The following is a 25,617-nucleotide window of genomic DNA, read 5'->3' on the forward strand; positions in this document are numbered from 1 at the left end:
CTAATATCAGTTTTAAATTCAGTTATGCATGCAACATATTCGGCGTTATGATGTTGTAGAAGTATGTGAAAAACTAACAGAGCAAGCGAAATACCATGCAAGAATTGATAGATACTGAGTTTTTGGAAGAAATTGGAATACAACAAATTGTGCATATGTTTGATCTATTGCCGAATACACTATTTTGGATTAAAGACCAAAACAGTCACATCATATACGCCAATCAGGCATTCTTAGACACTTATGGTTTTAGCGACATAGCAAAAGTAGTAGGTAAAAATGATGATTCATTGTCGCCGCCTCATATTGCCAAACAATTTATGATGGACGATAAAAAAGTCATGTCGGGCGAACTAGTAACTAACAGAGTTGAACTCAATTTGCGTCCTAATGGTGAATTTTCGTGGTTTTCGACCACTAAACGCCCCCTTCTCAACAGTCGCAACGAAATTGTTGGCTCATACGGATTTACCAATCATCTAGAAAGATCATCCAATGAGATTTCAACAATAAGTGCCATCAAAGCACCAGTCGAATTCATACGCAAAAACTATCATCAAGATATCAGTATTGAGGAGTTAGCTAAACTGGCATTTTTGTCGATTAGCGCCTTAGAACGGCGTTTTAAAAAATATCTATCAAAAACACCAAAACGCTTTATAAATGAAATCCGCCTTGAAAATGCCCGTCGACTATTAATTGAAACGCAACAACCCATTATGGAAATTGCTTACCAATGCGGTTTTTCTGAGCACAGTTATTTTAGTAAACAATTCAAAGCTTTTTTTGGCGAACTACCTTCACAAGTACGAAAAAAGTCATTCGAGTCTAACCTTGGTGATGGCACTTTCAGATAACAAACCACAATATCCAACGTCTCAGTTTACATTTTATTTTTCGCTGAAAACCTAGCGGCATTTTCAGTCTGAGTATTAACAAAAAGCCGAATCATTCTATCATCGGCTTTGAGGTAGTCGATTAAGGTTACTGGTTTACGAAATTAACTGACTGTCTAGTTAAAATTCACTTCAAATTTGCAACATCTGCGATATTCACAACTCATTCTTACAGCACATTCTCAAGTTTAAAATCAACCCACTTTTGTTCTGAACGCGTTGCCGCAACACAATTTTCGATAAACGCCATACCTCGAATGGCCTCGTCAATGCCTGGGGCTTGACTATCTAATTTTGCTGTTGCCTCAACATCGTTAAAAACTCGAATCTGTTTAGCAAAATCCATATATAAATTTGCAAATGCCTCCAAATACCCTTCGGGGTGTCCAGCCGGAGTGCGCATTGAGTTTGCGGCTGCCGGATGAAAATTACCGACGCCAGTTCGCAGTCGTTGTGAAGGTTTGTCGTTGTATTTTAGGATAAGGGAGTTTGGCTCCATTTGGTGCCATTCAATACTGGCTTTAGAGCCGTAAACGCGAATATTGAGGTTATTTTCTTCCCCGACACTAATTTGGCTAGCTATCAACACTCCTTTAGCACCGTTATCAAAACGCAACAATACATTGCCGTCGTCATCAAGCTCTCGGCCAGGTACTACAGGCGCTAAATCAGCGCAAAGCTTGGTAATGGCCAGCCCACTAATAAATTCAGCGAGATTGGCTGCATGAACGCCTATGTCTCCCATGCAACAACTTACTCCAGCACGCTGAGGGTCGAGTCTCCAGCTAGCCTGTTTGTTGTCTGGGCCAGGGGCGTCAGATAACCATCCTTGTGAATACTCGACAACAACCTTGGTAATTTCACCTAGCTCACCTGCTTCAATTCGTTGTCGTGCTTCTCTTACAAGAGGGTAGCCAGTATAAGTGTGAGTTAATCCATACAACACATCATGATTATCCAACACGGCCTTTAATGCTATGGCTTCGTCTAACGTAAAAGTGGCAGGCTTATCAGACATTACATGAAAGCCTGATTCAATTGCCGCTTTTGCTACGGGGAAATGTAAATGATTGGGGGTTACAATAGCCACAAATTGCATTCGTTCATTTTTGGGCAGAGCCGCTTCTTTTTCGAACATTTCATTAAAGTCGGCATAACAGCGATCGGGATTTAAATGCAGTTCCTTGCCTGTTGCTAAACAGTTTTCGTGAGATGAACTGAAAGCGCCGCATACTAATTCAATTTCTCCATCAATCGAAGCTGCAGCTCTATGGACTGCTCCAATGAATGCGCCTTGGCCACCGCCGACCATTCCCATGCGTACTTTATTATTAAATTCACTCATTTACTCACCTAATTGTTAATATGATGTTGCTCAGTATAATAGCGCGATACTATGATAAATATGAATTATTCGGACGGTACTGCAAACATTTCAGCGTTGATATTATTCGCCTAAAAAACACTAGTACTAAAATATACAATTGTGACTTCGAGTGCTTGTGAAAATTGCAAAAAACTGCAGAAGTGCTAAGCAAGAGGTAATCTTTAGGGTTTTTTGCAATCTCTACTTTGCTCAGACACTCTATTTGGAAATACCTTGATCTGACACAAATTATTCCAGCAACAAGTTTGATTATCACTCGTTTTGTTACAAACTAACTAGTACAGTAAAGTGTGTCGAAAATTACTGCTATTTTGTGTAGGTTACCCATCAATAAATTTATGTATAATTACAAAACAATTAACAGAATCTAAGTCAATAATGGCCTATATTCACCGTTGTATAGTTTTAGTTTCCCCGAAATTGGTACTTAGATTTGATTCGAATTAGTCAAAAGTTGTATGTCAGAGTTGCGCTTGCCATTGCCATGGTAGCTATTGTGGTATCGACTTTTGCTTCAGCGTTATCCTATTATTTTGGTTTAGAGTCACGACAGAAATCTAGTTATTTACTGGCCGAACAACTATCAAAAACGGTAGAACAAATTGCCGTAATTGCCGCTTATGTCAGTGACACCGAACTGGCCCAAGAAATTGTAAATGGGCTAGCCATCAACCCATCAATAAAAAGCGTAAAACTTAGTAACAACGAAGGCTTAGAAGCTCTTTCAGGTGAGTTATCCGGCAATTCAGAAGAAATCTCTTTGCCATTAAACCATCCCTTTATATTGAATCAGCAAATAGGTGTGTTGCAAATTTACTTAGATGACAAATTTATTCAGCAACAAACCCAAGACAGTACCCGAAAAGAGATTTTTATTTTACTAGCCGTTTCACTCATATTGGCATTTTTTGTGTCCCTTTTAGTTCATCGAAGACTCACTAAACCCATTCAAAAATTAATTGATAGCTTTGATCTGATTGACCCGCATAGCCCAGATACCATGAGAATGTTGCCATACAAACGTAAAGATGAAATTGCTAAGTTAGTCACTGGCATTAATGCTTTGATGCATGAACTGCATCACTCTTTTAGTGTCGAGAAAGACTTGCGAGTTCAGACCCAAATTCTTGAACGTAAATTCAGGCTGATCTTCGAACAAGCCAGTGCGGGGATTTGTTTAATTGATGATAACGATACAATCACCACTTTTAATCCAGCATTTAAATCTTATTTTTCTGAACAAGATAACGACGAATTAACGACGTTACATTTTCCTACACTGCTAACAAATCCAGATAAGCTTCAACAACTATTACGTGAAATTCGCAACAAACCTCAAGTTGCTCAAGTTGCCTTAGACATAGAGTGTAATGTTGGCGACAAACAAAAATGGATGCATTGTTTATTTGCCAAAGTCACTGATCAACGTGCTCAACAGCGTGATACAGGTAGCCCTATGGTTGAAGTTATTCTATATGACGTAACCGAAAGAGCCGAAAGAGAACTACAAACCCGTTTCGAAGCTGACCACGACCTGTTAACACATTTACTGAATAGACGTTCTGGCGAGAAAAAACTCAACAAAATGCTGTTTTTTAGCATCAAAAATCAACAGCCATTTGTACTAATGATGATTGATTTAGATAAATTCAAACCCATTAACGATACCTATGGTCATGAAGCAGGAGATAAGGTTTTAAAGGAGTTGTCCAAACGTATCATTAAAATGTTTAACGCTGATTCCGACGTTTGTATTCGCTGGGGCGGCGACGAATTTGTTATCGCCTTTAACGACGATGCCGACAACTACGACGCCATCAAAGAAAAGGCGGAAAAGTTATTAGCTCAAATACAACAACCAATCCAAATACAACCTGATTTGAATTGTTCGGTAGGAGCAAGTATTGGTTTAGTGATTGCTCCCGAACATGGCAAGGTACTCCATGAATTATTAGTCAATGCAGATGACACTATGTACAAAGTAAAAGAACAAGGCCGCGGCCGCGTCGAATTTTACTCGGCTGATTAGTCATTTCCCAAAGCAGTTGCAACGATAAATCAATTTTGAAGCACAAAAGTGGCTAGAAAAGGCGCGTGGTCAGACTCCGGATACTTGATATCGCTAGCAAAAGGCAAACTTTCATCATGCAAGTTTTCGTTAAAGATATCGGCTTTATCAAACATATGGTACATAGCCTGAGAAATTAACATATGATCTAACAAGTTCCCTTTACCATGATGCAAATGGCTAAACTTGATAGATTCTGCAATGGCAGAGCTACAAGGAAGCAAAACACTTCGACGCAAATCAGGATTGCCAGTGTTCTCCACCCTACCGCAAATTGCCTCTACCGGCACTTCACCAGGTTGGGCATTAAAGTCACCACAAACAATAATCTTCGCATTTAAGTCTTTGCTGAAAATGTCATCCACCAGCAATCTGGTTTCAAGGGCTTGCCCAACTCGTTTTATAGATGACAAAAAATAGCCCTCTGCCCACCCTGCAGCACTTTTCCAAGTATAGGTATTTGATTTTTGACCTTTCACATTTGAGGCAATCCGTGACTTCAGGTGTAAATTCACAATATGCACAAGTCCAAAACTCGGCACATTAATCTGAGCATATAAAATAGGCCTTTCCCAACTGACATCTTTAGCGGTCTCAACTGGTAATGCCGTAGCCTTACGATATTGTAATTTATCTAAGTGATGGTGTTTAAACTGCTCTGAAAAAGTAATTGGCCATCGTGATAGTATTACCAAGTTCCGCTTGTCGTAGGCTTGTTCATCTGAAGTCACAGTATGCACTAAGTAATAGTTGGCATACTGAGTGTCAGAAATTAACATACGTAATGCTGATAATTCACGCATTGGATTATTAGCCGTATGTTCCGCCAACTCTTGAGCATGCACTTCTTGTAAACATAAAACATCAGCATTTAGTCTAGTTAAATTACCCCGCAATACCGGAATTCTCTCACTTATAGAAGGTGAGTACTCACTACTTGATATATCCAAGTTCTCAAGATTAAAGGTCGCAACTTTAAACATAATGACTCCCAATTAAAAATAGCTCTCTAACAATAGAACAAAAATTATGAGATGAATTGAAAAGTACCCAAGTGTCAATCCCAAAGAACTCTGTATTAAAAGTAACTTGCTGTCTAATTATACCAATTCATCTTATCAATTAGTCACTCAGAGAACACGAGCGCCTTGATTAGGTGATTTTAAACCTCGCTGAGCGATCAATTGTTATGATGGATTTGTATTAACCACTGATGTAAACCCTTTTAGGGCAAAGCGATAACAGCCTTAACGAAAGTGACCGAAGCGAGGTACTGAATTGACTATCACCCAATATTTACGAAGCACCGTTTACAATATCGGGATTCACACAAGTGATCACTCAATCGAAGCACTAAATGCAAGTTAATAAATTTTCACACGCCGAATTTATTGCATTTATTTGCCGAATTTATCTTAACTTTCAGTGATTAAAATGCGCTAACATAATTAACATATTGTTAACCTTTGGGTTGATGTGGCAATCTAACAAGCAATCGTTGGTAATACCGTGCAACAATCTTTTGGAATAACAGTAGCGACGTTTATTGATCGCCAAAACACGCTTTTTGGATGCAGAGTATTTCATTCTTACTAGGCTACATACTTATATTGTGTATTTCCCGAAAAGTCTTATTTTTTTGCTGCAGCCGTTATTGGGTGTTATGAACAAACGTAAATATTTGAGTTATAGAATATTATCCAAATCATCTGATGCGTAAGGCGTAACGAAACCCCAATGATATTTAGCCAGCCAAAACTCAATCCACTTAACTTCGACTTATCCATTGTATCGAATTCAGGAGTAACTCAATGAAACAAATCAAAGGTCCCGGCATATTCTTAGCGCAATTTGCCGACGATGCTAGCCCGTTTAATTCTTTTCCTGAAATTTGCAATTGGGCAGCAAGTATAGGGTTCAAAGGTATTCAAATCCCTTCGTGGGATGGCCGGTTATTTAATTTAGAACTGGCGGCCACCAGCCAAACCTATTGCGACGAAATTAAAGGTATCGCCAATCAAGCAGGATTAGAAATCACTGAATTGTCTACTCATTTACAAGGCCAATTGGTGGCAGTGAATCCCGCATATGATCAAATGTTTGATGGATTTGCGCCAAGCCAAGTACATAATAATCCTAAAGCGCGAACTGAATGGGCAATTCAGCAAATGATGTTTGCAGCTAAGGCGAGTCAAAATCTAGGGTTAACTGGACACGCTAGTTTTTCAGGTGCGTTACTGTGGCAAACCATGTATCCGTGGCCCCAGCGCCCTGCTGGTTTAGTCGAACAAGGGTTTGCTGAATTAGCCAAACGTTGGTTACCTATTTTGAATGCCTTTGATGAAGCTGGAGTTGACGTGTGTTATGAGCTTCATCCTGGTGAGGACTTACATGACGGAGTCACTTTTGAACGTTTCTTAGAAGCGGTGGATAATCATCCACGAGCCAATATCCTTTATGATCCGAGCCATTTTGTTTTACAACAGCTCGATTATCTCGCCTTTATTGACATATACCATGAGCGGATTAAAGCGTTTCACGTTAAGGATGCTGAATTTACGCCTAATGGTCGATGTGGTGTATATGGCGGTTACCAGGCGTGGATTGACCGACCAGGGCGCTTTCGCTCATTAGGAGACGGACAAATCGACTTTAAAGCTATCTTCAGCAAAATGACCCAGCACGATTTTGACGGTTGGGCCGTAATGGAGTGGGAGTGTTGTATTAAACATCCGCTAGATGGTGCAGCAGAAGGCGCTAAATTTATTAACGAACATTTAATTAGACCAACCGAAAAAGCCTTTGATGACTTTGCTGGTGTAGAGAAAGACATCGAAATGAATAATAAAATCTTAGGAATTAAATAAGGTATAAAAACATGAATGCGACAACCAGCATCTCAGATAAAGACGCCATAAGAATTTTTCGTATTAGTTGTATAGCCCTTATCGTAACGGCTATGACCTTTGCTATTCGAGCAGGAATATTAGGAGACTTAGGTCAACAATACGGTTTGAGTGGGAAAGAGCTAGGCTGGATAGCCAGTATGGCCTTTTTAGGTTTCCCTCTTGCGATGATGTTTGGCGGAATATTATACAACGCTATAGGCGCTAAATTAATTGTATGGTTGGCTTTTGTTGGCCATGCGTTGGGCCTAGTTTTAACCATCATTGCTGACGGTTTTTGGGGCTTAATGATTTCAACCTTCTTAGTAGGCTTTGCCAATGGATTAGTGGAAGCAGGTTGTAACCCAATTATTGCGCAACTGTTCCCCGACAATAAAACGACCATGTTAAACAGGTTCCACGTTTGGTTCCCTGGTGGCATAGTCATTGGTTCATTGGTTTCTGCTGGTATGAATCAAATCGGCTTAGGCTGGGAAGCTCAAGTGGCCACGATGTTAATACCTACCGCTATTTATGGCGTAATGATGCTAGGTTTTGAATTCCCTGAATTTGATCAAGAAGTCAATTCTACAACCACTAATATCAAAGCGCTGTTCAATCCCATTTATTTGTTTTTGATAGTGTGTATGACAATGACAGCCGTTAGTGAATTTGGACCTGGTCAATGGATCAACCAAATATTGAGCGCGTCAGGTGCGCATCCAATGCTGATTTTGGCCCTTATCACTGGAATTATGGCACTTGGACGTTTTTACGCGGGTCCGCTGGTACATAAATTAAGCCCTCCTGGCGTGTTATTTTTCTCTGCGATTTTAGCGAGCTTAGGATTATTCCTAATGACTCAGTTACAAGGTAGCGCGGTGTATTTTGCAGCAGTGATCTATGCCTTGGGTATCACCTATTTTTGGCCAACGATGATCGGCTGTACCAGTGAATATACTCCTAAAACCGGCGCGTTAGGTATGTCTTTAATGGGCGGTGCTGGCATGTTTGCAATGGGTATATGGAATCCTATTATTGGCGGCTGGATCGACTCTGCAACGACAAAAGCCGAGGCAGCGGGTTTGACTGGAAACGAGTTATTGTTGGAATCAGGACATGCTGCATTAAATAACCTCATAGTTTTCCCACTTGTTTTAATCGTCACCTTTGGTGGATTTTATTGGGTTATGCGTAATAAAAACCCAGAATCCAAGGCAGATTAGTCGTTTCTTGTAAACAAATAGCAGCATTTATGCACAGTGAGTATTGAGGAGCTTAATATGCCAACTAATTCAAATAATATCGAATTAGCCAGCCAAACCATAGACGAAGAAAATCGCCGACTGTTTATGAAAAAGATGGTCGCTTTGTTTGGTGCGACTACCGCGTCGGCAGTGTTGTCGGGTTGCAGTGTTTCTGCAACCAAACAACTAGCAACACAAACTGTTTCAGCATCAAAAAACGGAGAGTTGTTGTCAGAGCAGCAAATGACAGTTTTGTATAGTATATGTGAAACTATATTACCTAGAACCGATACGCCGAGTGCCGTTGAAGTGGGTTGCCATAAATTTGTCCCGCATCAGCTGCAACACTGCCATTCACAGCAACAACAAAATGACTGTATTCAAGTAATTAATGCAATTGATAGGTTAGCAGAAGAAACGTTTTCTAAGACCTTCCCTTTGTTGCAGCCACAGCAACAACAACAAATTTTGCTACAAATAGAGAACAACCAAAGCGCGACTAGCATTCCTAAAGAACACTTTAAATTTCTAAAAGCGCTCATAGTTTTTGGTTATTTCACTTCTGAAGCCGGTGCCACTCAAGCGTTGAACTTCCAAACTGTACCCGGAGGTTTTGTTGGTTCTATACCCGCAGACGCCAATACGAAATCTTGGGGTTCGCGGGCTTACTATTAAAGCGCTCAATGCAGCAAACCTAAAAAACTAATTAGCATTACGAGTAAAACAAATGACAACAGATTTATATATTCACGAGAGCGATCACGTATACGACGCCATAGTGGTGGGGTCAGGGATCTCTGGAGGCTGGGCTGCCAAAGAGTTCTGTGAGCGTGGCATGCAAACTTTAATGATAGAACGCGGCAGAGTGGTTGAGCACAGAAAAGACTATGTGACCGAAGGAAAAGGCCCTTGGGAGTTTGCCAACAGAACTAAGGTCGACAATTTACTCGTAGAGGAAAAATATTCGGTACAGAAAAAATGTTACGCCTTTAGTGATATGACTAAACACTTCTTTGGTAATGACAAAGATCTCCCTTACAGCACCAAGGAAGGCACTGGATTTGACTGGATAAGAGCCAATCAACTAGGAGGTAAATCTTTGCTATGGCACCGTCAATCCTATCGATTAAGCGATTTTGATTTTTCTGCCAATAAAGCGGATGGACACGGAAACGATTGGCCTATTCGTTACAAAGATATCGAATCATGGTATAGCCATGTCGAAAAATTTGCTGGAATCAGTGGAAGCCAGGAAAACCTAGAGCAGTTACCCAACAGCGAGTTTTTGCCCCCATTTGAAATGACGGCACCTGAATTACATGTAAGAGATAAAATTGCCGAACATTTTCCAGACCGCCAACTGATCATGGGCCGCACAGCTCATTTAACTGAACCAACGCAGCTACACATAGAACAAGGGCGCGTTACCTGCCAAGCTAGAAACGAATGCCAAAAAGGCTGCTCTTTTGGAGCCTATTTTTCAACTCAAAGTTCGACATTGCCTGCTGCCGCGAAAACAGGAAATTTGTCTATCGCGCCTAATAGCGTTGTACACAGTCTTATTTTCGATGAAAAAACTCAGAGAGTGAAAGGTGTCAGGGTAGTCGATAACGACAACCTAAGTACTCGTGAATACTTTGCTAAAGTGGTTTTCTTGTGTGCCTCTACCTTAGGTTCAGCGCAAATTATGCTTAACACTAAAACCAAAACCTTCCCTAATGGTATTGCGAATAGTTCAGGCGTGCTTGGTCACTATTTAATGGACCACAATTACAATGCAGGTGCGACCGGCACTGTTGAAGGTTTTGACGACGTTTATTTCTCAGGTAGAAGACCTTCGGGCTTATTGGTACCTAATTTTCAATACAAACCCTCTCTCTATAAAAAAGGGTATGTCCGTGGATATGGATTAGCAGGCGGTAGTCATAGAGATAGTTGGCCGGGTTTACGCTATCAAAATGGTATTGGCGCAGATTTTAAAACTAAATTAACTAAACCCGGTAAGTGGAAATTAGGTCTACACGCACAAGGGGAAATGTTGCCTCGTTTTGACAATTATATGGCGCTACACCCGACCAAGACTGATAAGTGGGGTATCCCACTGATCCACATCGACTGTACTTGGTCAGAGAATGAAAAACTAATGATGGCAGATGCCGAACAAACCGCTTTCGATATGTTAACCAAAGCCGGACTTAAAGATATTCAGAGTTACAATTCTATTGAAGAAAACAACCCTGGTCTGGCTATACATGAAGTTGGCACAGCTAGAATGGGGCGTGATCCTAAGGAGTCTGTATTAAACGGCTTTAATCAATGTCACGATGTAGCCAATTTATTTGTAACCGATGGTTCGAGTTTTTGTTCTACCGCAGTACAAAACCCCTCACTTACTTTTATGGCTTTAACAGCCAGAGCGGTGGATTATTGTGTGAATGAGATGAAAGCCAGACGAATATAAATCTCACCTTGGCTACTAAGATTTCAGCGTCCTAGTAGCCAAACTTAAGATTAACCCGATTTTCTCAATAATAATCTTTTAAATTTATTTTTTGCTGGCGTCCAAATAGTAATTGGCTTTGTGGGTGCAACAGTAAGCAAATGATCATAATCTTTAGCGGTAAATTCGACCTCGGCTCCATGAGCCAGCATGATCGAATTAGGTTGCAACTGATGTAATTTATTCAAAGACGCGCGGTATTCAATCGGATAGTTAACGGGTATGGGTGGAATAAAACGGTTTTTCACTTTAACCATTAAATCAGCTACATATATCCGTTTTGACCCTTGATGCCAAACAGATAAATCACGATCTGTATGTCCTGTTGTAGAAACTACGCACCAATCTTCGAAGCCTGGTAGTTTATCTTGATCAACTAGTTGAAAATCTACTTTTAAATGAGGTGAATACCATAAATTTTTCTTGGGACGTTTCATTCGATGCGCAACCCACGCAGCTAAACTAATATCCACCAAATGCAACCACCTACCTTTGAGACCTTGATACCACTGGGTAGACATTTTAGCTGACGCAATTTTACAACCTGTCAAGGCTCTTAACTTATGGGCAGCACCAGCATGATCAGGGTGCATATGTGTAACAACGATTAACTTTAAATCGGTTAAAGGCCGATTAAGTTGAACGGTAATGATATTTTGAATCAGACTGATATCGGGGCGGCAGCAACCATCCAATAACAATAATCTATCGGGATACTCCACCAAATAAATCGATTGGATATAACCTTGAAACCTATGAATTTTCATTAGAGAGAAGTGACTACTATTTTTCTTCGCCTATCTCTACTTGTTGCTCTATATATTGAATTGCGTTCTGCAAACTACCAAAAGCATTGATCAAGTTTTTTCTACCTTTGTTCATTAGCTCAGGATCGTTGTTTTCAGACATCATCCACACCCAAGTGCGGATCAAAGATTCTGGGGGAATATTCTGCATAATAGCCTGCGTGTCTCTTATTCTTATTGATGAAAATCGAGAGGCATTATATCGTGCTAAATTAATGTAATCGAGTAGTGTTTATGCCAATAAGCCTCTTAATATCAGTATTATCGGGTTATTGGTTTAGATAATTTACCGAAACACTGCTCATGCTTAAACAAGGTTCAGAATGTTAAAAATTGTAGTCGGCTCAAAAAATCCCGTAAAAGTCAGCGCAGCGAAAACTGCCATAACTGAAATGTTTGCATTATCCGATTTGAATTGTGTTGCTATCAACGCACCGTCAGGGGTACCCGAACAACCTATGAATACCGAAGAAACACGAATTGGGGCCATTAATAGGGTCAAATATTGCCAACAACACTGCGAAGCAGATTACTATTTAGCGTTTGAGGGTGGCGTCGACCAATTCGAATATGGACCTGCCACATTTGCTTTTGTCGCTATCGCGAATCAAACAAAAATATCTATTGGTCGCAGTTGTCACTTACCATTACCTCCCGCCGTTTATAGCGCTTTGCAAAGGGGTGAAGAACTAGGCCATGTAATGGACCGTTTATTTAATACTGACAATATAAAACAAAAAGGAGGCGCAATTGGCTTATTAACTAAAGGTTTAGCGTCGAGAGAAAGTGTATATCGACAAGCTACCTTACTTGCTTTGGCTCCTTTTGTTCATCCTGAATTATATAGTCGATAAACCCTCGCTTCTTATTTGACGAGTTGTTAATCTGCGCCTAGATTTAACCTTTTTCAGCCTTAACAACTTTAATTGCAAAGGCAATAGTGAGTAAACATGCAAAACCCCGAAAAAGAATCACGCTCTTTTGTGTTTAAATATTTAAATAAAGTTGAAATTATTGGTTGGGGATTATGCATTTTTTCGATGCTCACTATCATATTTGCCAAAGAGCTAGCGCCTCAAGTATTACCCTACGCTTGGATTGGCGCAATTTTTGGTGCCGGAATGATAGGTTGGGGAATGGCCCGTAAACATAAGAGAAACTAGTTTTTTGTTATTTTTGAGCCTAATTCTATACCTTAAACTCTAACGTCACTACTACCCCCGCTTTGTCTTTAAGATTATCTATCCTGATTGTTCCTTGATGATATTGTGCAATGATCTTTGCTATATACAAGCCTAAACCTAGATGGGGTTGTGCAGTGTTTTGTTGTTTTCGCACCGAAACCATAGAATCGAATAGCTGATGCTGCATATTATCTGGAAGTGACGGCCCTTGGTTAGCTATGGTCACCACATAACCATTGTCACTGTTGACCATCTGTAGCTCAATTGCGGTACTTTCATCACTAAACTCAACACCGTTAGCAATAATTTTATCTAACATCTGCGCAAATAATTCAGGTGAGCCTTGGAATGTCGCGTTAGATACTGCAATTTGCACATCAAATTGCCTAGTTGCGTAAGCGATACGATAGCCCGCTACACACCCTCTTAATAATTCCTCTAAATCAAAGGTTTCACGGTCGTTACTTTGAATCGCTTGTTCTAGCCGAGTGGCTTCACTCATATTAGAGAGAATTTTACTTAACCGAGTGATGCCGTGTTTGGCTCGGTCCACGTATTGTTTGCTTTCTGTACTGTGTTCTTCTAATAACAAATTGTCTAATGAAGAATTTACTATGGCGACGGGTGTCCGCAACTCATGGGACAAGCGAGACGCCATGTTCTCAAGGTAAGTGTTGTATTGACTGAGCCTGCTTAATACATGAGTGAAAGTGCGAGATAAGTCACCTATTTCATCTCGAGTATTGGAGGGTAAAATGTTACCAATAATTTTCCCCTGTTGGTCTATGGCATCTTCAGTTTCGTTTCTAAGTTTACGAATGCGCCAAGAAATCCGTGAAGCAATTAAAAACAATGCCAAAGTACTAATCAAGATAACCAACAAAATATAGTGAAATTGACGTTCAAGGGCTTTGTTTCTTAAAGTGCGAATACCGTTGGTAGTTTGCTCAACTACTACTGCTCCCATAACCGTTTCATCAATGTAGATTGGATGAGCGGCTGACATTATCACCGCTTTATTGTCCGAACTTAAACGCCACAATGAACTGGGTGTGCCACTTAAGGCTTGGCTTATATCTTGACCTTGTAGGGCAAAAGCATCTCGTAAATCATCGACAAAATCTGCAGGAGGTTTAGTCAATATTTGATAATACAGCGGTAATAACCAGTTTTGTTCTATATATTTCCACCAGCTATTTGAGCTTTGTGTCTGTGCATCGTTACTTGACGCAAGCTTAGATTCACTTTGTACGCCCGTTGCTCGTTGAATATTGCCAGAGCGCGCCAGTACACGCCTATGTTTGTCTACTACCCACACTCTAGCATTGGAATACTTGAGCCCCTTGAGTATTTTTTCGATTTCGGGAGAGGGCACCAACACTGTCCCCAAAGAATCGACTTGTGATGGATTGGCCGTTCCCATTATATGCTCTACCGCTCTAGTGCGCGGATCATCAACATCAACAATGGCAAAAGCTATTTTGCTCGACATCATGGCCAATGGAAAACGTAACTCCAGTTGGTAACCCTTAGATGTATTCCTCCACTGCCCTTGAATTTTAGTTTCTAATCTTGCAGGTTGTAGCGACTCCAAATCATCTTCGAGTAAGTAAGCATTTACCCACCCCGGTTGCGATGGTGCGATAATATACCGTTGAAACAGCCCGGTTTGATCTGTCATCGCTATTTGCAAATGATCATTTTTATCGACTCTTAAACTATTTTTGGGCCTAAGTAGGACGTTGTCATCTGTTACATCAAACATCGCATATAAGAATCGATTGTACTGCCCAACCATATGTTTAAAGTGCAGACTATCGAGATCATAGTCTTGAATAGGATCAATCAAGTTTTGTTGACCGTAAGCAATACTTAAATGTCGGTATTCTTGCCAATCATCCAGTTTTCCATCTAACTGGATTGGATAAGCAATTTTATGTGCGTACAAATCTGTACCCGGTTTAACGTCGGTTAAATAGGCTGATTGACTATCAAATAAGGCAGGTCGTTCATGTAAAGCTGTCGCTACCGCACGGGCAGTACCTACCATGGTTTGTTCTTGGCCAATTCGCAGATAAGTCTCCATTTCCCACACATATTGATAACCCAGCCACGGAATAGCCAATAAAAATGACGAGAAAAAAAGTAACTTAAGACGCAGTCCAAAACGCAGTCTACTCATCTAATCGCTTCCCTACTTCTATCAAAACTGAACACAAACATTGTCAGTTACTTTTCCATCGGTAACCCATACCATAGACGGTCTCGACACAGTCAAACTCCTTGTCTACTAGCATAAACTTCTTACGGATCCGTTTTATGTGGGATGTAATGGTAGTGTCATCCACCACCATTTTTGATTCATCCATTAATTGTTGACGACTTTTGACATGTCCAGAAAATTTAGCAATGGCGTGTAACATCCAAAATTCAGTGACTGTTAGTTCAATATTCTGCCCTTTCCAACTAACCGTCATCCTTTTGCTATCCATTAACAAATCTCCGGTTTGTATGAGATCAGTTTGAATTTGTGGTCGGTCTAATAGTTCGGTTCGCCTAAACAATGCAGCTATTCTTGCTAGTAAATGCTGCAAACTGATATCTTTAGTAAGGTAATCGTCGGCCCCCATGCGCAACCCACAAATAGTGTCGTAATCATTATCGCGTGCTGTGAAGAAAATAATTGGCAAAGTCTTCGATAGACTTCTTAGTTGCTGACAAACCGCAAAGCCGCCGTCAATTTCATCCTCTAGTCCAATATCAATAATTGCCAAGTCAGGCAGTCTTTTTGAAAAAGCGAGTTCTGCACTACTTCGGTTAGCATAGGGCTGAACTTCGTAGCCTTGCTTAGTCAGCGCTGCAATATAGTTTTCTCTAAGTGCTTGGTCATCTTCAACCAAAGCGATTCGTTTTGACATAACTGGTGCCTCATACTGGAAGCTTGAACTATATCGTAAAAGTTCGTTGGATTGATTCCATAAATAGCGCAAAGCAGCAATTTCCATTTTTCCGCCACAATTGACCACTAGATTGCCATTTTTTCTCCCTGACCTCGCCACAGAATCTTTGTTTACTAGAGAAGAATTAAACAACCCAACTCTTGGAGAAAACCATGAAATTCAAAACGATCAAAATAGCCACTAGTATCACCTTCATCTGCTTAATGTCCTCTAACGCTGCAGCCGAACAATCGAATACTCAAGAAAAAACCAACGAAGTCATTGGTCTTAGTTCTGGTGTTTTAATTGGCAGCGCGCTAGCAGGGCCACTAGGTGGGATGGTAGCGGGAATTTTCGGAGTATTAATCGCCGAAGACATTAACTCAGATAAAAAACTCGAAGCGGCGAATGATTTACTGCAACAAAAAGATCAACAATTATTTGTCATGCAGCAAAATTTTGAACAAGCAAAAGAACGCACAATGATGCAAATTGCATCGATGGATAATGCCTTGGAACAAAGCGTTCCAAAAATTGAAAGCAATATCCAGTTTAAGACAGCCTCATATGTTTTAGAAAATCATTATAAATCACAGTTAGACTTGATTGCCCAAACCCTGCAAAACAATCCGAAATTGAGAGTCAGCTTATCAGGTTTCGCAGATAAACGAGGGGACAGTACATTTAATCAAGCTCTCTCGGAACAGCGTGCTTTAAGCGTAAAGCACTACCTTATTAAAAAAGGGATTAAAGAAGAGCAAGTAATTACTTATTCATTTGGAGAATCGTCGCTAGTGAGTGCTGGAGAATATTTTGAAGACGACTTTTTTGACCGCCGAGTGATGTTGAGAATATCTGATGACCCAACAGAAATGACAGCGGCCAATCAGTAATTTTCGCACGTTGTTCACTTTTGCTTACTAACAAGGAAATCAAACATGTTTTCACTAGCTAAGTTTGCCGTTGTTAGTTTGGTAGTTATCGCCATAGGGGCACTGCAGTTTGCAGTGCCCGCTTTTACCAGTAAACAAAACCTTACTGCTAATTCAAAGACCATAAAAACACCAAACCAACATAAAAACAGCCCTTTAGTTAATCAACCTATCAGTGATATTCAAAATCCACTTAGCGGCACCTTATATTTAACAAAAGAACTTAATGCACAAGATAAGAAAAGCTATCAACACGCAATAAGCCCCGTACTAGGCACTAAAGTTGATATAAAAGTAACGGGGATAATCGCGAGAACGAAACTAACCCAGACGTTTAAGAATGCGGGAAAAGATTGGGTTGATGCTCTGTACGTCTTTCCTTTGCCCGAAAATGCTGCTGTAGACCACCTGTTAATGTCAGTAGGTGAACGTAAAATAGAAGGCGTTATAAAGGAAAAAACCGAAGCCAAAAGGGTTTATTTAGAGGCTCAAGCACAGGGAAAAAAGGCGAGTTTAATACAACAACAACGTCCGAATATGTTTTCGAACTCTATCGCCAATATCGGTCCCGGAGAGACAATTGAGGTGACTATTGAGTACCAGCAAAAGCTACATTTCGAGCATCAACAATTTAGTTTACGTTTTCCGATGACAATTACTCCAAGGTATATGCCAAACAGTGCTACACACGCCCCCTTAATTCAACCCGATTTCCCCCTTACCCCACCCAAGACAGCTATTGACTTGCAAGTCAACTTACAGACCGGATTTGAGGTACAAGATATCAACAGTGAATTTCATCCCATAACCGTTAAACGTCTCTCTGATGGCAGCCATAATATCCAGATTAAAAAAGATAGCATTGCCAACCAAGATTTTGTGTTGAACTGGCGACCTGAACTTGGAGCGATACCCCAGTCTGCGCATTTTACTCAACTGGTTAACGGCGATGAATATGGCTTAGTTATGTTGCTAGCTCCAAATACGACTGAACCAGCAGAGTCAGCCCAATCACGGGAAGTAATACTTGTATTGGATACTTCTGGTTCGATGGAAGGTGACTCAATTAAACAAGCCAAAACCGCGTTACTGATTGCCATAGATCAGCTCAAAGTAACTGATACATTTAACATCATTGAATTTAATAGTTATGCCGAAAACTTGTGGAAAAGACCCAAACCCGCCACCCCAAATTATAAATTGGAGGCTAAACATTTTGTGAATAGTCTATCTGCCAATGGCGGTACTGAAATGCAAAGTGCTTTGAAACTCGCGTTCTCTCAGCCGAAAGTTAACGACTCAACAACATTGCGACAGGTTATTTTTATCACAGATGGCAGTGTAGGAAACGAAGAGTCACTAATGCAGTTGATCGAAAATGAACTCGCAGACTTTAGGCTATTTACGGTTGGAATTGGTAGTGCACCTAACAGTTATTTTATGACTGAAGCCGCCAAAATGGGAAGAGGTACGTTTACCTATATTGGTTCGGTTAATCAGGTGCAGCAAAAAATGCTTAGACTTTTAACTAAGTTACAACACCCAGCGATTACTGACATCGAGTTACATTTTGCTGATACAACCGTCAACACCAATCGAAAGCTTGAGTTTTACCCTAATGTTATAAGCGACTTATACAAAGATGAACCCCTAGTCATAAGTTACCGCCTAAGCACCACAAACAAGGAAGACTCTGAACATTTCCCTCTATCAAACATTAACTTATCTGCTCAATACCAACAAAAATCTTGGGTGAATGATTTACAGCTCAATGCACAAACCAGACTATCTGGACTCAACGTCTTATGGGCAAAAGAGAAGATAAGTCAATTAACTAGAGAAAAGCGTCGCGCTAGTATGCGTTTAAATGATACTGAGGCAGAACAGCTTGAATACAAAAATCAAATTACGACTACTGCACTCACTCACCATTTAGTCAGTCAATACACCAGTTTAGTGGCCGTAGATGTCACAGCAACTCGCCCCTCTGACGCTAAATCTACAAACCATAGAGTGGCAAACACTCTCCCAAAAGGCACGTCAAATCAGCAAGTTCAGCTACTCGGCCGCCTTCCGCAAACCGCGACCCCAGCGCAACTTAAAATACTAATAGGCCTGTTTTTAATAGGATTAACAATATGTATGCACTTACTTACAAAAAGAAAAGCCTTATATCTAGATTATTTTACATGGTTTCAAAACATAAATGGCTAACTGTGTTTTTGTTGCTAGGCATCTATCAATTCTCTGGCGGGTTATATATTTTTGCCAAGGCAGAGTTAGCACAATATTTGATCGCAAACGCTTGGCACAAAAACCTTCACTCAACGGAGAAACACAAACCTTGGCCATGGGCAGATACTTACCCTGTCGCTGAAATCACCATTAAAGCTCAAAAATGGTACGTCTTGGCGGGCGCTAGTGGTAGAAATTTGGCTTTTGCTCCCACTCACGTTAGCTCAACCCCTAAACCAGGGGAAAAAGGAAACAGTGTCATCGTGGGTCATCGCGATACCCAGTTTAGTAGTTTAAAAAGGCTGCAGAAAGGGGATGTAATCGAGGTAAAAAATAGACACACAAGTCAAAGATACCAAGTCACTATGTTGCGAGTAGCCTTGCAAACACAGTTAGAATATTTGCACAGCAACATTAGCAACGACACATTTGATGATGAACAACCTAGCCTAACACTGATCACCTGTTATCCTTTTGATAGCTTGTTACCTAACCCTACTCATAGGTATATTGTTAAAGCTACTGCGATTTAATGACAAACTGTCGTTAATAAAAGACATATTTAGTGACTATTTTTAGGATAAATAGAGTAATCTGTTGAAACGCCCTAATTATCAACGTATTGAAAAAGTGGAACGGAATTCGCTAGGCGTGCTTTAACCAAAAACTATCATTACAAATAAAACAAGGAATCAAGATGACAATATTAAAAACTACCCAAACAATGGCATTTGCGTTAATGAGCTTGGGATTAATAGCATGTACAGATACACAAAAAGAATCTGTTGACGAAGCTGAAACCGAAGCCAAGGAAATGGTGACTCAAGCAAAAGAAAAATCAGCTGAGTTATACGAAAAAACTAAAAAGGAAGCGTCTGAACTCGCTGATAGTGCAGCAGAAATGGCCGAAGATGCCAAGGAGAGCACAATCGAGGCATATGATGAAACCAAAGAAAAAGCCGGTGATGCTTACGACGCAGCAGCAGAAAAAGCCTCTGATGCCATGGATACTTCTAAGGAAAAAGCCGCAGAATTGAAAACTGATGCAGCGAAAAAGTTGCAAGAGGCATGTAGAGCCAGTAAGAAGAAGTTAGATCAAGACCCAGACGAATGTGAGTAAGACCGTCTGTAATTTGCGACAAAAGGGCGTTATGCCCTTTTGTCTTTGCAATATCCCAATAAGTTATACAACCTAATTTTAAATACCACTAGCCGCGACGCAAATACTAGGCTTATTCTGTAGCGCTAATCAACGAGCTACACCAAAACAATTCATACATAACCTTGAATTAACAACAGTAGACACAATATCATGGGCTCCCTGGTGACTCTTTTCTGGTTTACATAAACCAACGTCTAAGAACGTTAACGTTAGTCCCCAGTATTCGGTATGAATACACTCGATTTTTAACATGCATAGATATATCGCAATTTCGATTCAAACATAAGCTGGCAGCCAATATGAACGCACTGAGTATCAAAGGATTAACTAAAACCTATCAAGGAGGCACTCAAGCCCTGAGAGGTATTGATTTAGAAGTAAAACAAGGAGATTTTTTTGCTTTGCTTGGTCCAAATGGTGCAGGTAAATCAACTACTATTGGGATTGTCAGTTCACTGGTAAATAAGACCGATGGCGATGTCAATATATTTGAATACTCCTTAGCCTCGCAGCCAGTTGAGGCAAAATCCTGTATTGGGCTAGTACCACAAGAATTTAATTTCAATCAATTCGAACCTCTCATCCAGATTATGCTTAACCAAGCAGGCTATTACGGGGTCCCTAAAAAAGTGGCAAAGCCCAGAGCCGAAAAGTACCTTAAACAACTTGATCTTTGGGACAAACGCAACACGCCTGCTAGACAGCTTTCTGGAGGCATGAAAAGACGCCTGATGATAGCAAGAGCACTTATGCATGAACCTAGAATGCTAATCCTCGACGAGCCAACTGCTGGGGTAGACATAGAAATCCGTCGTTCGATGTGGTCGTTCTTACAAGAAATAAACCAACAAGGCGTAACCATTATTTTGACCACTCATTATCTAGAAGAGGCTGAAATGTTGTGTCGTAATATTGCGATTATTGATAAGGGTGTCATTGTTAGAAATACCAGCATGAAAGCGTTGCTAGCCACATTAAATATTGAAACCTTTGTATTGGATTTATCTAAAAACGTCAGTGCCATTAGCTTAGATGGCTTTGAAAGTCGTTTAATCGATGAGCATACCCTAGAAGTTGACGTGCCCAAAGAGGCGGGGCTCAATTCGGTATTTGAGCAGTTAACAAAGAAAGAGATACAAGTTTTGAGTATGCGTAACAAGTCTAATCGATTAGAAGAACTATTCGTGAGAATGGTCGAGTCTGGAAGAGCTTCAACCACTGATAATGCAACCACTCACACAGTGACAGGAGACACTCATGAATAACCTTGCGATGGTAGCGCTTACCACTATGTGGCGCAAAGAGTGCCTACGATTTATAAGAATTTGGATTCAAACACTGCTTCCTCCAGCTATTACTATGTCGTTATATTTTGTCATTTTTGGTAATTTAATTGGCAGTAGAATAGGTAACATGGGGGGCTTCAGTTATATGGAGTTTATTGTTCCTGGCTTAATAATGATGGCGGTGATCACTAATGCATATGCCAATGTATCCTCGTCTTTCTACAGTGCTAAGTATCAACGAAATATAGAAGAAGTCTTAGTGGCACCAGTGTCTAATTGGATTATTATTGCCGGCTACGTAGGCGGAGGCGTTGCTAGGGGCATGTTGGTTGGCATTATTGTGACCATTGTGTCGTTGTTCTTTGTTGATATACATATTCACAATGTGCTGATCATTCTAATCACCCTACTGTTAACCGCGATTTTGTTCTCTACTGCTGGCCTGATCAATGGGATCCTAGCTAATTCTTTTGACGATGTGAGTATTGTACCTACTTTTATTTTAACGCCTTTAACCTACTTGGGTGGCGTGTTCTATTCATTGAGTCTTTTGCCAGAGTTTTGGCAATGGGTAAGTAAAATTAATCCCATTATTTATATGGTCAGTGGTTTTAGGTATGGGTTTCTTGGCGTATCAGATATTAGTTTTTACTTATCTCTAAGTATATTGGTAGGTTTTAACGCGGTGTTGCTCGCATGGGCTTATTCGTTGATTAACGGTGGTGTAGGTATTCGCAGTTAACACTATGCAGCAGAAGTCTCGTACTATTAGTACTAACCAGTTAGGTATTCACCAGAACTTGCATAAAGTTGTGTCTCGGCAACTTACTAATGTCAGTCAAAAACCTTTATCTGAGCATACTCAACACGCCTTTCAAGTCGCCATTGATTGGCTTGGGGATTGGCAAGGAGATCTGATTTTAGACTCTTGTTGTGGTGTGGGTGAAAGCACTGTAAACATAGCGAAAACACATCCAAATTCTAAAGTGATCGGTATTGATAAATCAGCGTCGCGCACCGACAAACATCAGGCCTACGCGAGTGATTTAAAAAACTATCTTATTTTACGAGCAGACCTCAATGACTTTTTAAGAATGTTAGTCACCCATAAGAAAAAGCTTAGCAAACATTATTTGCTATATCCCAATCCTTACCCTAAATCAGCGCACTTGCAGCGTCGTTGGTACGCCACTTCAGCCTTAAAAGATATAGTGAGTTTAGGAGGAAGACTTGAAGTAAGAAGTAATTGGCAACTTTATATCCAAGAGTTTTCTGAAGCGTTGAATATTGCAAAAATCAGTAGCTTCATTGAGCAATACGAAAGCGACAACGCCATGACACCATTTGAGCGTAAATATTGGCAAAGTGGACAAGCAAGCTGGCGATTATTGGCCGATTTATAAGGCTAAAAACCTAGAGTGTCTAATTGGTGTTTGCTTTAGGCTGACTAAAATAAAACCCTTGTGCATATTTCACCCCCAAATTTTTAACGATTTCTAGAGTGGTTTTCTGTTCAACTCGCTCCGCAATGACGGCTATATTATTAGCGGTTGCGGCACTGATTAAGCTTTTCACAAAATCTGCTATCACTAAATCACTACCAGATTTATCAAATAGTTCGGCCGAGACTTTTATTGCAGAGATAGGCAAAGTTAAAATAGCCTGCAAGTCGCACTCTTGTTGCTCAAAGTTATCAATGACAATGTTAACCCCCAAGGCATCACAAATCTCGCAAAAATGGCTAAATTTAGCGCTTTCTAATAACGCATTTTTTGCCGTTATTTCTATCGAAATTCGTTTTGGGTTTGGATAATCTGCTAGTTGCGATTGAAGAAAGCTTAAAGTGTCTGTGTCTGTCATATCCGACAAACTTAGATTGATGTTCCATGCCATGTTGATATCTCTGAAATAACTGGCACTACGACTAAACACTGTTTGAGTGAGGTGGGCGACTGATTGCTGCCTTTCTACCAAAAATAAAAACTCTGTGGGCAAATACGGATTGTGGTCGATAGTTAACAGCCGAGCCAAACACTCATAACTCCACACCGCATTATTGCTTAGATCCATAATTGGCTGAAAAAATGGCACTACATTGTTGAGGTTAAAACTATCTGTTACTTCAGTAACTTGCATACAAAAGCATACCTTTATGTCTATTACCACTGACAATATAACAACAAATTAACAATTGCCAGATAATACCCATTTAGCGCGCTAATTTGCAGGGCTAGGCTATTGGTCTAAAGCGTGAATTAGGGTAAAGTGCGCGACTTCAAAGTTTTCAGTTAAGGTTAAGATAGTGAGTGGAGCCGAGGTCAGTTTAGAGCATTTGTATCGGGTATTTACTATGCCTGAAGGCAAAGACTCTAAACTCGCGCAGATTGAACAACACCTGTCTGACAACCTATCAGACTTTCTGTCACAGCATGTGGTGGCAAAGGTAAACTCTTTAGAGCAAATTGAAAAAAGTTTCGCAGAGTATTCAGTCCCAGAGACGCCAGAGTTTGTCTCTAAACATGCAGAAGACCTTTTGGATAAATTAGTTGCCAACTCAGTCAACACCTATTCTCCTAGCTTTATTGGTCATATGACCTCGGCGCTACCTTATTTTCATCTACCTCTAGCAAAATTGCTGGTAGGGCTAAACCAAAATTTAGTAAAAATCGAAACGTCTAAAGCCTTTACTCCATTGGAACGTCAGGTTTTAGGAATGATGCATGAATTAGTATATGACGAAACCCCAGATTTTTATCAAACCTATTTGCACAACGCGAACCATGCCTTGGGTGCTTTTTGCTCTGGTGGGACAATAGCCAATATCACTGCGTTGTGGGTAGCAAGAAACAAAGCGCTACCCGCTAATGCAGAATTTAAAGGCGTCGCCCAAGAGGGATTAGTGGCGGGAATGATGCACTACGGCTATAAAAATATGGCGATTATTTCTTCTAAACGTGGCCATTATTCCTTGTCAAAAGCAGTTGATTTGATCGGTTTAGGTAGGCAACACATGCTGACTATCGACAGCCCATCGCAACGTTTGTCACCTGACAAAGCTTTAGCAATGGGAAAACAATATCAGCAGGATAACAATAAAGTGCTAGCCATTGTGGGTATAGCAGGAACAACAGAAACCGGGCACATAGACCCTCTAGATGAATTAGCCGATGTAGCAAAAGAACTCGGTTGCCATTTTCATGTAGATGCCGCATGGGGTGGCGCAACCTTGTTTTCTCGTGAATATCACCGCTTACTTAAAGGCATAGAAAAAGCCGATTCTGTCACCTTAGACGCCCACAAACAGATGTACGTGCCAATGGGAGCAGGCATGGTATTGTTTAAAGATCCCAGTGACAGCAACGCGGTGCGTCACCACGCTCAATACATTTTACGCGCGGGTTCAAAAGATTTAGGTGCGACTACCTTAGAAGGCTCAAGAAATGGAATGGCGATGATGGTATATGCTTCTTTGCATATATTTGGTCGTCAAGGTTACGAACTGCTTATCAATCAAAGTATTGAAAAAGCTAAAATTTATGCGCGTATGATTCAGTCCCACCCTGATTTTGAACTCGTTACCTCTCCCACTTTATCTTTGCTAACTTACAGGTTAAACCCTCAAGAAGTTCAGACAAAAATGAAATCACATCCACAACTTGCCCACGACATTAATATTCAGTTGGACAATTTAACTGTGGCGGTGCAAAAGCAACAAAGGGAAGCAGGTAAATCATTTGTTTCGCGAACGCGATTACAGACTGAAAAATACCCTGAACATGCGATAACAGTATTTAGGGTCGTATTGGCAAATCCGCTCACCACAGAAACCGACTTACAAAATATCTTAGACGAGCAAATAGCCATCGCCAATAACACGGACACATGGAAAACACTTTGTTCAACACACAAAAAAGCCAACTAGGCTGGCTTGTGACACTTCAATAACTTAATACCAATTCATCTTATCAATTAGTCACTCAGAGAACACCAGCGACTTTCAATCGAGGCGTAGTCCTGCAGGAATGGCTACCCCCTTTCAAAGGACTAGAACGAAGAGTGAAAGTCGCTGGTGTTCTCCCTTTGGGCGAGG

The 25,617-nt window shown here is 40.5% G+C and carries 23 protein-coding genes; 16 read left to right on the forward strand and 7 right to left on the reverse strand.

Annotated elements, in window-relative coordinates; translation table 11 throughout:
* The first annotated feature begins 95 nt into the window (after positions 1–95).
* Positions 96–857, forward strand: a complete 762-nt coding sequence (locus ABJK37_RS00055; RefSeq protein ID WP_348348807.1) for an AraC family transcriptional regulator — start codon at positions 96–98, stop codon at positions 855–857.
* A gap of 208 nt (positions 858–1,065) precedes the next feature.
* Here ABJK37_RS00055 and ABJK37_RS00060 read toward each other — a convergent pair whose 3' ends face one another.
* The gene (locus ABJK37_RS00060) at positions 1,066–2,241 is read right to left on the reverse strand and encodes a Gfo/Idh/MocA family oxidoreductase (protein WP_348348809.1); all 1,176 of its coding nucleotides are present in this window, start codon (positions 2,239–2,241) and stop codon (positions 1,066–1,068) included.
* A 475-nt stretch (positions 2,242–2,716) separates the two neighbouring features.
* Here ABJK37_RS00060 and ABJK37_RS00065 point away from each other — a divergent pair, with 475 nt between their 5' ends.
* A complete protein-coding gene (locus ABJK37_RS00065) occupies positions 2,717–4,312 on the forward strand; it encodes a diguanylate cyclase (protein ID WP_348348811.1) in 1,596 nt (531 codons plus the stop codon).
* Positions 4,313–4,341: 29 nt separating this feature from the next.
* On the opposite strand, the gene ABJK37_RS00070 is transcribed toward ABJK37_RS00065, so the two are convergent.
* Positions 4,342–5,334 carry an endonuclease/exonuclease/phosphatase family protein gene (locus ABJK37_RS00070; protein WP_348348813.1) on the reverse strand — a complete coding sequence of 331 codons (993 nt, stop codon included), beginning with the start codon at positions 5,332–5,334 and terminating at the stop codon, positions 4,342–4,344.
* Between the two features lie 828 nt (positions 5,335–6,162).
* Between ABJK37_RS00070 and ABJK37_RS00075 the strand changes: the two genes are divergently transcribed.
* From ABJK37_RS00075 to ABJK37_RS00090, 4 genes are read left to right on the forward strand one after another with little or no spacing between them, the layout of a single operon-like run.
* Positions 6,163–7,218 (forward strand): sugar phosphate isomerase/epimerase, encoded by a 1,056-nt coding sequence (locus tag ABJK37_RS00075; RefSeq protein WP_348348815.1) that lies wholly within the window; start codon positions 6,163–6,165, stop codon positions 7,216–7,218.
* Positions 7,219–7,229: 11 nt separating this feature from the next.
* Complete coding sequence (locus ABJK37_RS00080) at positions 7,230–8,462, forward strand: MFS transporter (RefSeq protein WP_348348817.1); 1,233 nt, start codon at positions 7,230–7,232, stop codon at positions 8,460–8,462.
* Between the two features lie 57 nt (positions 8,463–8,519).
* On the forward strand, positions 8,520–9,158 hold the full coding sequence (locus ABJK37_RS00085) for a gluconate 2-dehydrogenase subunit 3 family protein (RefSeq protein WP_348348819.1): 639 nt from the start codon (positions 8,520–8,522) through the stop codon (positions 9,156–9,158).
* A 52-nt stretch (positions 9,159–9,210) separates the two neighbouring features.
* A complete protein-coding gene (locus ABJK37_RS00090; RefSeq protein WP_348348821.1) occupies positions 9,211–10,944 on the forward strand; it encodes a GMC family oxidoreductase in 1,734 nt (577 codons plus the stop codon).
* A gap of 50 nt (positions 10,945–10,994) precedes the next feature.
* Here the strand turns inward: ABJK37_RS00090 and ABJK37_RS00095 are convergent, their stop codons facing one another.
* Together ABJK37_RS00095 and ABJK37_RS00100 are read right to left on the reverse strand one after the other, a co-directional pair.
* On the reverse strand, positions 10,995–11,750 hold the full coding sequence (locus ABJK37_RS00095) for an MBL fold metallo-hydrolase (RefSeq protein WP_348348823.1): 756 nt from the start codon (positions 11,748–11,750) through the stop codon (positions 10,995–10,997).
* A gap of 16 nt (positions 11,751–11,766) precedes the next feature.
* Positions 11,767–11,940 carry a hypothetical protein gene (locus ABJK37_RS00100; RefSeq protein WP_348348825.1) on the reverse strand — a complete coding sequence of 58 codons (174 nt, stop codon included), beginning with the start codon at positions 11,938–11,940 and terminating at the stop codon, positions 11,767–11,769.
* Positions 11,941–12,112: 172 nt separating this feature from the next.
* On the opposite strand from ABJK37_RS00100, the gene yjjX reads away from it, so the two are divergent.
* Entirely contained in the window at positions 12,113–12,643 is a 531-nt protein-coding gene (yjjX, locus tag ABJK37_RS00105) for an inosine/xanthosine triphosphatase (RefSeq protein WP_348348827.1), read from the forward strand.
* Positions 12,644–12,739: 96 nt separating this feature from the next.
* Positions 12,740–12,952: a hypothetical protein gene (locus ABJK37_RS00110; RefSeq protein WP_348348829.1), complete on the forward strand. Its 213-nt coding sequence runs from the start codon at positions 12,740–12,742 to the stop codon at positions 12,950–12,952.
* Positions 12,953–12,977: 25 nt separating this feature from the next.
* On the opposite strand, the gene pdsS is transcribed toward ABJK37_RS00110, so the two are convergent.
* Entirely contained in the window at positions 12,978–15,155 is a 2,178-nt protein-coding gene (pdsS, locus tag ABJK37_RS00115) for a proteobacterial dedicated sortase system histidine kinase (RefSeq protein WP_348348831.1), read from the reverse strand.
* Between the two features lie 43 nt (positions 15,156–15,198).
* Positions 15,199–15,891, reverse strand: a complete 693-nt coding sequence (pdsR, locus tag ABJK37_RS00120) for a proteobacterial dedicated sortase system response regulator (protein ID WP_348348833.1) — start codon at positions 15,889–15,891, stop codon at positions 15,199–15,201.
* A 194-nt stretch (positions 15,892–16,085) separates the two neighbouring features.
* Here pdsR and pdsO point away from each other — a divergent pair, with 194 nt between their 5' ends.
* The 7 genes from pdsO (at position 16,086) to ABJK37_RS00155 (ending at position 22,930) form a co-directional block, all read left to right on the forward strand.
* On the forward strand, positions 16,086–16,805 hold the full coding sequence (pdsO, locus tag ABJK37_RS00125; protein ID WP_348348835.1) for a sortase-associated OmpA-like protein PdsO: 720 nt from the start codon (positions 16,086–16,088) through the stop codon (positions 16,803–16,805).
* A gap of 45 nt (positions 16,806–16,850) precedes the next feature.
* Entirely contained in the window at positions 16,851–19,058 is a 2,208-nt protein-coding gene (locus ABJK37_RS00130) for a VIT domain-containing protein (RefSeq protein WP_348348837.1), read from the forward strand.
* A complete protein-coding gene (locus tag ABJK37_RS00135) occupies positions 19,034–19,612 on the forward strand; it encodes a class GN sortase (protein WP_348348839.1) in 579 nt (192 codons plus the stop codon). The genes ABJK37_RS00130 and ABJK37_RS00135 overlap by 25 nt, the downstream gene beginning before the upstream one ends.
* 164 nt (positions 19,613–19,776) lie before the next feature.
* Positions 19,777–20,199 carry a hypothetical protein gene (locus tag ABJK37_RS00140; RefSeq protein ID WP_348348841.1) on the forward strand — a complete coding sequence of 141 codons (423 nt, stop codon included), beginning with the start codon at positions 19,777–19,779 and terminating at the stop codon, positions 20,197–20,199.
* 341 nt (positions 20,200–20,540) lie between these two features.
* On the forward strand, positions 20,541–21,506 hold the full coding sequence (locus tag ABJK37_RS00145; protein ID WP_348348843.1) for an ABC transporter ATP-binding protein: 966 nt from the start codon (positions 20,541–20,543) through the stop codon (positions 21,504–21,506).
* A complete protein-coding gene (locus ABJK37_RS00150; protein WP_348348845.1) occupies positions 21,499–22,269 on the forward strand; it encodes an ABC transporter permease in 771 nt (256 codons plus the stop codon). The genes ABJK37_RS00145 and ABJK37_RS00150 overlap by 8 nt, the downstream gene beginning before the upstream one ends.
* A 4-nt stretch (positions 22,270–22,273) precedes the next feature.
* Positions 22,274–22,930 (forward strand): SAM-dependent methyltransferase, encoded by a 657-nt coding sequence (locus ABJK37_RS00155; RefSeq protein ID WP_348348847.1) that lies wholly within the window; start codon positions 22,274–22,276, stop codon positions 22,928–22,930.
* A gap of 19 nt (positions 22,931–22,949) precedes the next feature.
* Here ABJK37_RS00155 and ABJK37_RS00160 read toward each other — a convergent pair whose 3' ends face one another.
* Entirely contained in the window at positions 22,950–23,663 is a 714-nt protein-coding gene (locus ABJK37_RS00160; RefSeq protein ID WP_348348849.1) for an EAL domain-containing protein, read from the reverse strand.
* Positions 23,664–23,829: 166 nt separating this feature from the next.
* On the opposite strand from ABJK37_RS00160, the gene panP reads away from it, so the two are divergent.
* Positions 23,830–25,449 (forward strand): pyridoxal-dependent aspartate 1-decarboxylase PanP, encoded by a 1,620-nt coding sequence (panP, locus tag ABJK37_RS00165; RefSeq protein ID WP_348348851.1) that lies wholly within the window; start codon positions 23,830–23,832, stop codon positions 25,447–25,449.
* Positions 25,450–25,617 lie beyond the last annotated feature (168 nt).

This window comes from Paraglaciecola sp., assembly GCF_039964565.1.
Lineage (GTDB): Bacteria > Pseudomonadota > Gammaproteobacteria > Enterobacterales > Alteromonadaceae > Paraglaciecola.